General features: G+C 64.2%; 12 protein-coding genes and 1 pseudogene. 12 read left to right on the plus strand and 1 reads right to left on the minus strand.

Annotated features, from left to right (window positions below; all coding sequences use genetic code 11):
- Window positions 1-808 (minus strand): annotated as a pseudogene (locus FJQ54_RS01105) (helix-turn-helix domain-containing protein); the annotation flags it as partial.
- Between the two features lie 65 nt (window positions 809-873).
- Here FJQ54_RS01105 and arsC point away from each other — a divergent pair.
- From arsC to FJQ54_RS01165, 12 genes are all read left to right on the plus strand, one after another.
- Window positions 874-1,320: an arsenate reductase (glutaredoxin) gene (gene arsC, locus FJQ54_RS01110; protein ID WP_140926477.1), complete on the plus strand. Its 447-nt coding sequence runs from the start codon at window positions 874-876 to the stop codon at window positions 1,318-1,320.
- A 3-nt stretch (window positions 1,321-1,323) separates the two neighbouring features.
- Window positions 1,324-2,403, plus strand: coding sequence for an ACR3 family arsenite efflux transporter (gene arsB, locus FJQ54_RS01115; RefSeq protein ID WP_207790334.1), 1,080 nt, complete (start codon window positions 1,324-1,326; stop codon window positions 2,401-2,403).
- A 103-nt stretch (window positions 2,404-2,506) separates the two neighbouring features.
- Window positions 2,507-3,262 (plus strand): arsenical resistance protein ArsH, encoded by a 756-nt coding sequence (arsH, locus tag FJQ54_RS01120; protein ID WP_093063433.1) that lies wholly within the window; start codon window positions 2,507-2,509, stop codon window positions 3,260-3,262.
- 269 nt (window positions 3,263-3,531) lie between these two features.
- The gene (locus FJQ54_RS01125; RefSeq protein ID WP_093063432.1) at window positions 3,532-3,837 is read left to right on the plus strand and encodes a hypothetical protein; all 306 of its coding nucleotides are present in this window, start codon (window positions 3,532-3,534) and stop codon (window positions 3,835-3,837) included.
- 120 nt (window positions 3,838-3,957) lie between these two features.
- On the plus strand, window positions 3,958-4,575 hold the full coding sequence (locus tag FJQ54_RS01130; protein ID WP_235890259.1) for a cytochrome b: 618 nt from the start codon (window positions 3,958-3,960) through the stop codon (window positions 4,573-4,575).
- 46 nt (window positions 4,576-4,621) lie between these two features.
- On the plus strand, window positions 4,622-5,323 hold the full coding sequence (locus FJQ54_RS01135) for a VIT1/CCC1 transporter family protein (RefSeq protein ID WP_093063430.1): 702 nt from the start codon (window positions 4,622-4,624) through the stop codon (window positions 5,321-5,323).
- A 184-nt stretch (window positions 5,324-5,507) separates the two neighbouring features.
- Window positions 5,508-6,182: a response regulator gene (locus FJQ54_RS01140; protein WP_093063429.1), complete on the plus strand. Its 675-nt coding sequence runs from the start codon at window positions 5,508-5,510 to the stop codon at window positions 6,180-6,182.
- Window positions 6,179-7,198, plus strand: coding sequence for a sensor histidine kinase (locus FJQ54_RS01145; RefSeq protein ID WP_093063428.1), 1,020 nt, complete (start codon window positions 6,179-6,181; stop codon window positions 7,196-7,198). The genes FJQ54_RS01140 and FJQ54_RS01145 overlap by 4 nt, the downstream gene beginning before the upstream one ends.
- 49 nt (window positions 7,199-7,247) lie before the next feature.
- Complete coding sequence (locus tag FJQ54_RS01150; protein ID WP_093063427.1) at window positions 7,248-8,375, plus strand: efflux RND transporter periplasmic adaptor subunit; 1,128 nt, start codon at window positions 7,248-7,250, stop codon at window positions 8,373-8,375.
- 6 nt (window positions 8,376-8,381) lie between these two features.
- A complete protein-coding gene (locus tag FJQ54_RS01155) occupies window positions 8,382-11,453 on the plus strand; it encodes an efflux RND transporter permease subunit (protein ID WP_093063426.1) in 3,072 nt (1,023 codons plus the stop codon).
- Complete coding sequence (locus FJQ54_RS01160) at window positions 11,446-11,745, plus strand: DUF3240 family protein (RefSeq protein ID WP_093063425.1); 300 nt, start codon at window positions 11,446-11,448, stop codon at window positions 11,743-11,745. Before FJQ54_RS01155 ends, FJQ54_RS01160 begins: the two co-directional genes overlap by 8 nt.
- The gene (locus tag FJQ54_RS01165; RefSeq protein WP_093063424.1) at window positions 11,742-12,986 is read left to right on the plus strand and encodes a TolC family protein; all 1,245 of its coding nucleotides are present in this window, start codon (window positions 11,742-11,744) and stop codon (window positions 12,984-12,986) included. Before FJQ54_RS01160 ends, FJQ54_RS01165 begins: the two co-directional genes overlap by 4 nt.
- The last annotated feature ends 41 nt before the right edge of the window (window positions 12,987-13,027 follow it).

Raw genomic sequence — 13,027 nt, forward strand, 5'->3', positions numbered from 1 at the left:
GTCTGCCACATCTCGTTCGGCCGGGTAGTCTTGGTGTGGAACTGATCGGCGGCCTTGATCACGACATAGGCCGGACTGGTGATCAGATCATGGGCCTTCAACAGGCGATAAACCGTGGCTTCCGACACGAAGTAGCGCTTCTCGTCGGTGAAGCGCACTGCCAGTTCGCGAGGGCTCAGGTCAGTCTCTTCCAGCGCCATTTCGACGATCTGGTCTTGGATGTCGCCGCCGATGCGGTTCCACACCCTGCCTGGAGCCGATGGCCGATCTTCCAGCGCCTCCGGCCCACCTTCAAGGTAGCGGTCATACCAGCGATAGAACGTCCGGCGGGCGATACCGAGCTTGTCCAGCGTGCGTTTGGCGGGCAGGTGCGACTGCTCGACGATCCGGATGATCTCGAGTTTTTCGGATGCGGGATACCTCATTCGTCGTCGCCCCCATCCGCGATCATGCTTTTTTTCAGCAGACGGTTTTCGAGTGTCAGGTCGGCCACGCATTCCTTCAAGGCGCGGGCCTCGCGGCGCAGGTCCTGCACCTCGCCGGTGGTCGCGGCACGAGCGGTGTCGCCGGCCAGGCGGCGCTTGCCAGCTTCCATGAACTCCTTCGACCAGGTGTAGTACAGGCTCTGCGCGATGCCTTCCTTGCGGCACAGCTCGGCAATGCTGTCCTCGCCGCGTAGCCCATCGAGCACGATGCGGATCTTGTCCTCCGCCGAGAAATGGCGACGCGTCTGCCGCCGAATGTCCTTCACCACCCGCTCAGCAGGGGCCTTGGTCGGCGATTTTTTCAAGGAGGGTTGGGCCTTCATCTTCGTTCCTTCGTCACTACGACGAAGCCCCAACCCTCCTTAAATCACAACCTCAAATCTGTGCCATTGGTGCTGACGGCGGACAGACGACGGACATCATCATCTATCACAACCCCGAGTGCGGAACCTCGCGTAACGCTCTCGGACTGATCCGCAACGCCGCCATTGAGCCGCATGTGGTCGAGTATCTGAAAACTCCGCCTTCTCGCGCATTGCTGGTTCAGCTTATCGAACGCGCCGGGATTACCACGCGCGAACTACTACGCGAGAAGGGCACGCCTTACGCCGAGTTGCGCCTTGCCGACACGTCGCTTTCCGACGACGCGCTGGTGGATGCGATGATGGCGCATCCGATCCTCATCAACCGTCCGCTGGTAGTCTCGCCGCTCTGCGTGAAGCTCTGCCGGCCATCGGAAGCCGTGCTCGATCTGCTCCCGAACCGCCAACAGGGCGCGTTCGCGAAAGAGGACGGCGAGCGGGTAGTCGATGCCAATGGCGAACGGGTCGCCTGAACCATGTCCAGTGTCGCACCCGCTGCCGGCTCCGTGTCGGCCCGCCCAAGCATGGGGACGTTCGAGCGCTATCTGACTCTATGGGTGGCGCTGTGCATCGTCGCTGGCATCGGCCTCGGGCATCTGCTGCCCGGCCTATTCGCCTCAATCGCCTCGGCTGAGGTCGCGCGTGTCAACCTGATCGTCGCAGTGCTTATCTGGCTGATGATCGTGCCGATGCTGCTTAAGATCGACTTCGGTGCGCTCGGTTCGGTTCGCCAGCAGTGGAAGGGCGTAGGCGTCACCCTGTTCATCAACTGGGCGGTCAAGCCGTTCTCGATGGCGGCGCTCGGCGCGCTGTTTATCGGATGGCTGTTCGCACCACTGCTCCCGGCCGGCGAAGGCCCGTCCTACATCGCAGGCCTGATCCTGCTCGCCGCCGCGCCTTGCACAGCGATGGTGTTCGTGTGGTCCAACCTCTGCGAAGGCGATCCCGCCTATACACTGTCGCAAGTGGCCCTGAACGACGTGCTGATGGTCTTCCTCTTCGCGCCGCTGGTGGCGCTGTTGCTCGGCGTCGCCTCGATCTCGGTCCCGTGGGACACGCTGCTCATTTCGGTCGTGCTCTACATCGTCGTGCCGGTGATCGTGGCGCAGTTCGTGCGCCAATCGGTCCTCGGCCGTGGCGGACAACCCACGCTTGATCGGCTGCTTGCCCGGCTCGGGCCGGTATCGCTAATCGCACTGCTGGCGACGCTGGTGCTGCTGTTCGGATTCCAAGGCGAGCAAATCGTGGCGCAACCGCTGGTGATCGCACTTCTGGCGGTGCCGATCCTCATCCAAGTCTATTTCAACGCTGGCCTGGCATATTGGCTCTCGCGTCGGTTTGGAGTCGCCTGGTGCGTCGCCGCGCCGGCAGCACTGATCGGCGCATCCAATTTCTTCGAGCTGGCGGTCGCGGCGGCCATATCGCTGTTCGCCCTCAAGTCGGGCGCGGCCCTTGCGACGGTGGTGGGCGTGCTGGTCGAGGTGCCGGTGATGCTCTCGGTAGTGGCGATCGTGAAGCGGTCGCGCGGTTGGTATGAGCGGGGTGCGACTGCGTGAAGGGGCTGACCGTTGCCCGCTACAATCCCGACGCGCCGAGCGAACTGTCGGGCGTGCTCGACGCCGCTATGCTGCCGACCACCGATCTAATGAAAGTCTCCTGATGCCGCTGCGCCAGCTCCCCGATTCCGACAATCTACCGGCGCTCAATCCCGCCTATGTCCGCCAGCGGCCTGCGCTGGGGCTAGGGCCAGCCGATCCCGCGCCGCGCATTCTGCTTCTCTACGGTAGCTTACGCGAGCGGTCGTTCTCTCGATTGGCGGTGGAGGAAGCCGCTCGTCTGTTAGGCCTGTTCGGCGCGGAAACTCGGATATTCGACCCCGCCACGCTGCCGCTGCCCGATCAGGTCAAGGGTGACGATCATCCCGCCGTGCGGGAACTGCGCGAGCTGTCGATGTGGTCGGAAGGGCAAGTTTGGTGCTCGCCCGAACGCCACGGCCAGATAACCGGGCTGATGAAAGCGCAGATCGACCACCTCCCACTAGAGATGAAGGGGATGCGTCCGACGCAGGGGCGCACGCTCGCCGTCATGCAGGTATCGGGTGGGTCGCAGTCGTTCAACGCGGTCAACACGCTGCGCTTGCTCGGGCGCTGGATGCGGATGTTTACGATTCCGAACCAGTCCTCGGTCGCGATGGCCTGGAAAGAGTTCGACGAAGCCGGCCGCATGAAGCCGTCCAGCTACTATGACCGCATCGTGGACGTGATGGAGGAACTGGTGCGCCTCACAGTGCTGCTCCGCCCTCATACGGTCCAGCTCGTTGATCGCTACTCTGAACGGAAGGCGGCCGGCGCGCCAGTCGATCAAGAAACAGACCTCTCACCCATCGCAAGCAGGTCTCAGGCGCTTGTCCTTTGATATTCGCCAGCTTCAATATGCTGTCGCGGCTGCGGATCATGGCAGTTTCTACCGCGCGGCGCGCGCTCGACCTCGAAGAATCAACCCTAAGTCGCAACCTTCGGCCAACTCACGGAGAACAAATCCAGCGTCCACGGTGTATTATGGATAATGGCGTGATGATAGCGTCAATTCAAGTTTACAGATTTTTCTGTAATTCATAAGAGTCTATTTTGACTATATTTAAATAGCGAGATTGTTATTTCTATTTCTTGTCGGAGGTAGATGGCATGTTACAAGGCAAGACACTCATCGTGCTGGTTGCGTTGGTCATCGGGTTTGCCGGAGGGTTCGTCCTAAGGCCCATCATCATTCCAGCGCAGCAATCGGTGGCGGACGCCAACGCGGCGCCCATCGCGCCGACATCGACCGATGCACGCGGCACCCAGTATTTCTTGGTCCACATCGACGAGGCGCGGCAGGTCGTTACCGGATGCCGCAATGGTTCGGTGCGGGGTAGCGAATGCACCACCGCCGAGGAAGCGATTATCAAGGCCGATGCCCAGGAACGGCGCAAGCGATTCTTGGGCAACTGACGGCTATGCGCCAGAATAGTTTTTCGCGACCGCATCGTCAGAATGCGGTCAGGTTCATCCTGTAGGCGGCTAAGCTGACAATAACGATACTTCCGATCAGTCCAATGATCGGTGAGCTTGATGGCGCAGGCCGAAACTCGAACTGAATCATCGCCGGACCGGGACGATGTCACAAGTGGAGCGTTAAGGATGAGTGGGAGCCTGAAATCCGGACGCTACGGCAGCTTGAGCATCGCGCTGCATTGGCTGATGCTGCTGTTGATTGCGGTCGTTTATGCCTGCATCGAACTTCGCGGATATTATCCAAAAGGGAGTGACATCAGGGAAGGCATGAAAGCGTTGCATTTCATGCTGGGCCTGACAGTCCTGGCCTTGGTCATTATCCGCGTGATCGCCCGCATAGTGGGGACCACGCCTCGAATCACGCCTGAACCAAAGGCATGGCAACGCTTCCTGTCGCGTTCTGTCCACCTAGCATTGTATCTGTTCATGATTTTCATGCCCGTGGCCGGTTGGCTGGTTCTGAGCGCTTCGGGCAAGCCAATCCCGTTCTTCGGCCTCGTCTTGCCTCCGCTGATGGGAGAGAACAGCGATGCCGCCCACCAGATCAAGGAACTGCACGAAACGGTGGGGACTATCGGCTATTACCTGATCGGCCTTCACGCCCTCGCTGCACTCGTCCATCACTATGTCATGAAGGACGATACATTGCGCAGGATGCTGCCATGGCGCGCCTAGAACAGCCGGCCCGCGCCGCCGGGTCAGATCGCGTGGGGACCAAGCGATGAGCAGACTACGAACTCATCCTGAGCGCCACGCAGTGAGCCGCATCGGCTGGCTGCGCGCTGCCGTCTTGGGCGCCAACGACGGGATAGTGTCGACAGGGAGCCTGATCGCCGGTGTCGCTGCTTCCGGCGCGGATAAAGCCGCTATCCTGATCGCAGGCGTTGCGGCGTTGGTTGCCGGCGCAATGTCGATGGCGGCGGGTGAATATGTTTCGGTCAGTTCGCAGTCGGATACAGAGAAGGCCGATCTTGCGCTGGAAAAGCGCGAACTCACAGATCAACCCGATTTCGAGCGCCAGGAACTGGCGAATATCTACGTCGGACGAGGACTCGATGTCGATCTCGCCTTGCAGGTTGCCGATCAACTTATGGCCAAGGACGCTTTGGGAGCACATGCTCGCGACGAACTTGGCATCTCGGAAGTCTCGACTGCGCGCCCCCTGCAGGCCGCGCTGACTTCGGCGATCACCTTCAGCGCCGGAGCGGCGGCGCCCCTGGCCGTCATTGCGCTAGCCCCGCAACAGTTCCTGATCCCGCTAGTGATCGCCACGTCGCTGGTTTGCCTGGCTGTGCTCGGATTCCTCGGCGCCCAGGCGGGCGGAGCTGCACCTATCCGCGCCGTGATCCGAGTCACCTTCTGGGGCGCACTGGCGATGGCTCTGACGGCGGGTATCGGACGCCTTTTCGGGACATCTCTTTGAATTTTCGCATCGCATCGAGAAATCTCTACCGTCAGGGTGATTTCGGCCATGGGACGTATCGCGACGAGGGCCGATCATCTTCTCCCGAAGTGCAGCAGATATCCATGCGATTTCCGTCATTGTGATTGGAGAACGCAGGTCGAACACGACCGCGCCGGAACTCTAGACTAGAGAGTCGCCCCTCATGCGAGTGCTTATCGTCGAGGACAACGACCGACTGGCAAAGCTGATGGCCGAGGGGCTTCAGCGCCGTGGCTTCTCCTGCGACATCGCCGGCAATCTCACCGATGCGGACAGCGCCATGGATGGAGCGGCCTACGACGCGATCATCCTCGACCTCGGCCTGCCGGACGGTGATGGCGTCGACTGGCTTGGCGCAAGACGCCGCGCACAACATGTCGCACCGGCGCTCATCGTGACAGCGCGCGGCGCACTGGAGGACAGGGTTGCGGGACTCGATGGTGGCGCGGACGATTATGTCGTGAAGCCGATCGAGATCGAGGAACTCGCGGCTCGGGTCCGGGCGCTGCTGCGCCGTCCCGGTCCACGAGCGCAGACCGTGATCGAAATAGGAGCGCTAAGTTTCGACACGGCGGCCAGAGCGGCGCGCTACGAAGGTAATGAGATCGACTTGTCCCGCCGTGAAGCCGATCTTCTGGAACTACTGATGCGGCGCGCGGGCACGGTTGTCCGGCGCGGCGCCATCGAGGACGCGCTTTACAGCTTCAACGAGCCAGTCACGCCTAATGCGGTGGAAGCCGCAATGTCGCGATTGCGACGGAAACTCGACGAAGCTGGTGCGGGCGGAAAGCTGAATACGATCCGGGGCATAGGCTATATGCTGCGAGAGACAGCATGACACATCGGCGATCCGTTTCCCGGCGTCTGGCAAGAGGGCTCGGTCTGGTCGGATTGATCGGCTCGATCCTATTGCTCGCTGCCGTCGTCTTCTTCTACCGTCTTTCGTTTGTCGATCTCAGCGCGAAGCAGGCCACGGATCGCGCGATCCGCGAGATGCTCGAACATGTCGGTCTGCCGGTCCTTGTCCTGATGGTGCCAATGGCGTTTGTCGGTCTCAGGGTCATCCGACAGGCCTTCATGCCGCTGGAAGAGGCCGCCATGGAGATCGAGGCGGCGCGCGGGCATGAGCGCGGATACCGGATCGACACGTCGCGGATGCCTGCCGAAGCCCTGCCGTTCACGGATGCCGTCAACGATCTGCTCGCGCGGCTGGATGACGCTGCCACACGGCAGGAAGCGTTCGCCGCTGATGTCGCGCACGAACTGCGCACCCCGCTTGCGGTGCTGTCGCTCGAACTCGACCAGTTCGACCATACCGAGGCAAGTCGCCTGAAAGCCGATGTCGCGGCAATGCGACGGCTGATCGATCAATTGATGCTGCTCGCCCAGATCGACGCGGCGGCGGCGGCGCAACTGGCACCCGAGGCCGTGCCGTTGACCGATGTAGCGACCGATGTCGTTAGCCTATTGGCGCCGGGTGTGATCGCGGCCGGCAAGACGATCGCCCTGGAAGCCGGGGCGGAATCGCCGATCGTGCGCGGCCGGCGCGAAGCGATAGCGGCGGCGCTCCGCAATCTGGTGGAGAATGCGGTGCGCGCAACGCCTGCCGGTGGCGCCGTGCAGGTGTTCGTCGGCCCTGGGTGTGCCATCCGGGTCAAGGATCAGGGGCCGGGCCTGTCTTCCGATCGGCTGCATGATCTGATCCGGCGCCACAGCCGCGCCGACCATGCCAGCAAGGACGGCGCGGGCCTCGGGCTCGCGATCGTCGAGCGAATCATGGCCGCGCATGGCGGCGCGCTGACCACCGATCCGGGCGCACGCGAACTGACATTGCGGTTCCCGGAGAATAGCTGAATCTCCTCGCCGTCAGGGAGCCGTCAGTTTGTCCCTCTAGGCGAAGGGCATGAACAGCCGAGCCTATCTTTCCATTGGCGCCATAGTAGCGGTCGGCATCGTATCCGGCCTGTGGTGGATCGCTGCTGACTCGAACGCGCCGGCACCCCCTGCGGCGCGGCCGGGGACGGTTCAGGCAAATGCTGGAGCCGTCCCCGGTGATCTCAGGGTGGACGGCAAGCAGGCGGCACAGCTTGGTATCCGGCTGGCTCCTGCGGTCGCCGTTGAAGACGCCCCGCTGGCGACGGTGCCGGCGGTGATCCAGCCTCCGGCGAATGCGCGCGTGGCGGTGGCAGCGACCTTCCCCGGCGTGGTGATGCGCACGCTGGTCGTCGAGGGCGACACGGTGCGGCAGGGACAGCCGCTGGCGGTCATTTCCAGCCGCGAGGTGCTGATGATGGGCGCGGACCTGACGCGGGCAAATGCGCGCCTCGGAGTTGCTCGGTCGAATGCCGCCCGCCTGTCACAACTCAGCCGCGAGGGCATCATTGCCGGCGCTCGCGCCGACGAGGCCAGTGCGATGGCTGTGGAAACCAGCGCCGACGTTTCCGAGAAAGCGCGCATCCTGCGGATGGTCAACGGTCATGGCGCAAGCGGCAGCTATACGCTGACGGCGCCGATTGCAGGCCGCGTCACGACCGCCAGCATCCAGGCGGGAGGTTCGGTGGACGGGACGACCGCGCCTTATGTGATCGACGCGGCGAACCGTTACGAAGTGCTCGGCCAGTTGCCCGAGCGGCTGGTGGGGCTGGTCCACCCTGGCATGACCGTGCGGATCGATCCAGACATCAGGGGCCGCGTGACGGCGGTCGGATCGACCATCGATCCGGCAACCCGGTCAGCCAGCGTGAAGGCCGAGATCGCCGCCGGTCCAGGTATCGTGGCCGGGCGGGCAACCAGCCTGTCGATCGCCGGCCCAGCGCCTGCGGGTGCGGTTGGTGTGCCGGCTGCCGCAGTCGCCACGGTGAACAACAGGACTGTCGTCTTCGTCGCCACCACCGGCGGCTTTGCCATGCGCGACGTAGAGATCAGCGGGACGGGCGGCGGCCAGGCCGTATTGCTGTCCGGCGTGAAGCCCGGCGAACAGGTCGTCATCGCTGGCACGAGCGCGCTCAAAGCGCTCGCCCTGTCGCGGTAATCGGCCATGCTTCGCGCGCTGGTCGCCACGGCCCTATCCTATCGCCTGCTCGTTCTCGCTCTCGCCCTGACAGTGGCGGGCCTCGGCGCATGGGCATTCGTAAACCTTCCTGTCGATGCCTATCCCAATATCGCCCAGACGCAGGTCAAGATGATCCTGAAGGCGCCTGGTATGACACCCGAGGAGGTGGAGAGCCGCGTCATCACGCCGATCGAGATGGAGATGCTGGGTATCCCCAATCAGGCGATCCTGCGCTCGACCGCCAAATATGCCATCGCCGATATCACCATCGACTTCACCGATGGGACCGACATCTACTGGGCACGCCAACAGGTCGCCGAGCGCCTGTCCGGCGTGCTGGCCGACTTGCCGGCTTCGGTCGGCGGCGGTCTCGCCCCGATTTCGACGCCGCTGTCCGATATCTATATGTTCACGATCGAGGGGCCGCTCAGCCTCCAGCAGAAACGCGAACTGCTCGACTGGACGATCCGGCCCGCGCTGAGGACCGTGCCCGGCGTCGCCGACGTCAATGCGCTCGGCGGCTATGTGCGGACCTTCGAGGTCAGGCCCGATCCGGTGGCGCTGGCCAGCGCGAAACTCTCTATCGCCGACCTGCGCGGCGCGATCGAGAGCGGAAACCGCAATGACGGCGCGGGACGACTCACCAGCGGCGAGGAATCGCTGATCGTGCGCGCGGTCGGTGCGATCCGCACGATCAACGACCTGCAGTCGCTTGTGATCGCCAGCCGCGACGGCCGCATCATCCGTCTGGGCGACGTCGCAGCAGTCGGGACCGGCAGTCTCACCCGCTATGGCGCGGTCACCAAGAATGGCAAAGCCGAGGCGGTCGAAGGGCTGGTGATCGCCCTGCGCGGCGCCGATGCCCGCATGGTCGTCGATGGCGTGCGCGCCCGGCTGGCGGAGCTTGAGAAAACCCTGCCGGCCGGCACCCATGTCGATGTCTTCTACGACCGATCCGATCTGATCGGGCACGCCGTCGGCACGGTCGAGGAAGCGTTGCTCGAAGCCACGATCCTCGTGGTCGTCCTGCTCATCCTGTTCCTGGGCGACTGGCGGGCCGCCGCGATCGTGGCCGCGACCCTGCCGATGGCGGCGCTCATCACCTTCCTGTTCATGCACGGCATGGGCCTGTCCGCCAATCTGATGAGCCTGGGCGGACTCGCCATCGCCATCGGCATGCTGGTCGATGGCGCGGTGGTGGTGGTCGAGAATATCGTCGAGCGGCTCGGGCGTCCGCATGAGGAAGGCCATCCGCGCCTCAATCAGATTTTCCAGGCGTCAAGCGAGGTCATCGTGCCGGTTTCGGCCGGTATCATCATCATCGCACTCGTGTTCCTGCCGCTGCTTGCGCTCCAGGGACTTGAAGGCAAGCTGTTCGCGCCGGTGGCCCTCACCATCGTCTTCGCGCTCGCCGGATCGCTGCTGCTGGCGCTCACGCTGGTGCCGGTCCTGTCGTCGTTCGGACTCAAGAGCGGCCATCATGGCGAGCCGTGGATCATGCGCCAGCTCTCACCGCGCTATCATGCGCTGCTGGCGACCGCGTTCGCTCACAAGCGGGTGGTCTATGGCCTGGCGGCGGCGGGCCTGGTGATCGCCGGCATGGCCTATGGCGCGGTCGGCAAGACCTTCATGCCGACGATGGATGAGGGCTCGGTGATCGTCCAGCTCACCAAGCTGCCTTCGATCAGCCTCGACCAGTCGGTGAAGGGCGACCTGGCGGTGCAGCGCGCGCTGCGCGCCGTGCCCGAGGTGCAGGATGTGATCGCCCGCGTAGGCTCCGACGAGATCGGCCTCGATCCGATGGGGCCGAACGAGACCGACAGTTTCGTGCGCCTGAAACCGCAGTCCGAGTGGCGCGGCGACAAGGACTTCGTGGTCGGCGAGATGCGCAAGGCGATCGAGGGACTGCCCGGCATCCAGCCCAGCTTCACACAGCCGATCGAGATGCGTGTGTCGGAGATGTTGACCGGCGCGCGCGGCGATCTTGCCGTCAAGATATTCGGCCCGGACCTGGCGACGCTCGGTGATCTTGCCGGGCAGGTCCAGCACGCGCTCTCGGGCATAAGCGGCGCCTCGGAAGTCCTGACCGTCGCCAATGACAGTGTTGATTATCTTCAACTCGACATCGATCGCGCGGCCGCCGGACGCTTCGGGATGCCGGTCGACCAGATGCAGGATGCGCTTCGCGCTCAGGTCGAGGGGGTTCGGGCCGGCATCGTCGCCGAGGGACAGAAGCGCGTGCCGATCGTCATCCGGGGTGACGAGAGCCTGCGCTCCGATCCCGCCCGTTTCGCCGACCTGCAATTGCGCACGCCGGACGGAGGGTTGGCGCGCGTCAGCGACATGGCTCGGGTCGAGACGACACAGGGTCCGGTCAAGCTCGATCATGAGAACGGCTCCCGCTTCGCGCTGGTGCAGGCGTTCGTTTCTGGCCGCGACCTGGTGGGCTATGTCGATGAGGCCAAGGCGGCGGTCGCCGCAAAGGTGAAGCTGCCGGCCGGCTACCGCATCGTCTGGGGCGGCCAGTTCGAGAACCAGCAGCGCGCCTCGGCCCGGCTGATGCTCGTCATCCCGGTGGCGCTGCTGCTGATCTTCTTCGTGCTGCTGGCGACGCTGCGGTCGCTGCGCGCCGCGATCCTTATCCTGCTCAACATTCCGTTCGCGATGGTCGGCGGCGTCGTCTCGCTCTGGGCTTCGGGCGAATATCTCTCGGTGCCCGCATCGGTCGGGTTCATCGCTTTGCTCGGCATCGCCGTTCTCAACGGTCTCGTGCTGGTGGCCTATTTCCGTCAACTGCTGGCCGAGGGCTACGGCATGGCCGAGGCGGTCCGGCAAGGCGCGGAGCGCAGGCTACGGCCGGTGCTGATGACCGCCAGCATCACGGCCTTCGGCCTGGTGCCCTTGCTGTTCGCCAGCGGCCCCGGATCGGAAATCCAGCGTCCGCTCGCCATCGTCGTCATCGGCGGCCTCATCACGTCCACGCTGCTGACGCTCGTGCTTTTGCCCATCCTGTTCGAGCGCTTTGGCGAGAGCGCCGGGAAACCCGAAAATGCCTGACCTGCTTCTGACCTTCCATTGTGCGATCCGGGATACGGAGACGATCGTGGAAGCGATCCGCACCGTCGCGCGGGCGCCGATCCACGTCCGGGAAGAGGCGGTGCGTGGCCGGGATTTCAGCGACGCGCGAACCGCCGAACAGGTGACGGGCAATCTTCGGCGAAGTGCGGTCGAACTCATCATCGCGGACACTGTCCAGGAAGATGTGATCCGAGCGGTGACGGACTCACGGCGCGAACGGCCGGTGCGCTGGCACGCCCTGCGGGTCGTCAGCCACGGGAGGATCGCATGAGAGCGTCCGTGCTGGCCCTGGCCATGGTGCTGATGCTGGCGCCGGGCACACTCCACGCCCAGCGCGCCGACCTGCCGCCGGTCGAGAAAGTCAACGAAGCTCTCGACAACCATCCAACCGTCATGGCGGCGGCCGCCCGGGTCGAAGCCGCCCGCGCGCGCGGGGACATGCTGCGCAGGGGCACCCATGAAGCGACGATCGCGGGCAGCTATATTCGCCGCAGCGTCGACCGCGAAGGCGGCTATGACGAGTTCGACGCGACCCTGTCCCGCCCGTTCCGCCTTCCCGGCAAGGCTGCGCTTGACCGAGAATCTGGCGCGCTGGGCGTCGAGGTTGCGGAAAACCAGATGGAGGATGCCCGCCACCAGGCCGCGTTGGTCTTGTCTGGACTCTGGCATGACTGGCTGACCGCCGGCAGCCATTATCGCAACGACCTCGACACGGTGCGCTCGCTGGAAGCGGCGCTGACCGCCTTGCGGCGCCGCGTCCAGCTCCGCGATGCTTCGGCGCTCGATCTCGACCAGGCTTCCGCTGCGCTGGCGCAGGCGCAAGCCCAGGCCGCTGCATCGCTCTCTGCGCGCGAGCAGGCGCGCGTGATCCTGGTCGCGACGTTTCCAGAGATACCGCTTCCTCCCGAGCCGGCTGAACTGGCCTTGCCCGAACGGCCGCTACAGAATCTCGAAACCATGCGGGCGCTGGTCGTCGAGCGCAGTCACGAGATTCGCGCCGCCGATCGCGAGGCACAGCGGCTAGCCGTCGTTGCGCGGCGGGTTCGAGCAGACCGGATCGCCGATCCCTCCTTTGGTGTCCGCTTGTTCAGCGAGCGTAGCGGCATGGAGCGAGGAGCAGGCGTGGTGGCATCCATCCCGCTGGGCGGTGGCTATCGCCGGGCAGCAGCCGATCAGGCTTCGGCCGAGGCGAACGCCGCCCGTCTTGAACTCGCCAATATCCAGCGATCGGTCGCGGCCATTGCCGACGCGGACCTGTCCAACGCACGCACCCGGCTGGAGGCGTGGCGAAGCGCGCAGGCATCGGCACAGAGCGCATCCGACGCTGCCGGGAGGACGGAGCGTGGTTATCAGCTAGGCCAGATTGATCTGGTCGATCTGCTCTATGCTCGTCGGCAGGCGAACGACGCCCGCCGATCCGAGATTGATGCGCGATCGGAAGCATCGCGGGCGCTGCTGAAGTTGCAGATCGATTCCCACAGCATCTGGGTTCCCGAGGGCGACCATGATTGAGGCGTGCGTCGTTCGTGGGCGTGAAGCCACGCCAAGGATCG

This window comes from Sandaracinobacter neustonicus, assembly GCF_006385875.1.
Classification (GTDB): domain Bacteria; phylum Pseudomonadota; class Alphaproteobacteria; order Sphingomonadales; family Sphingomonadaceae; genus Sandaracinobacteroides; species Sandaracinobacteroides neustonicus.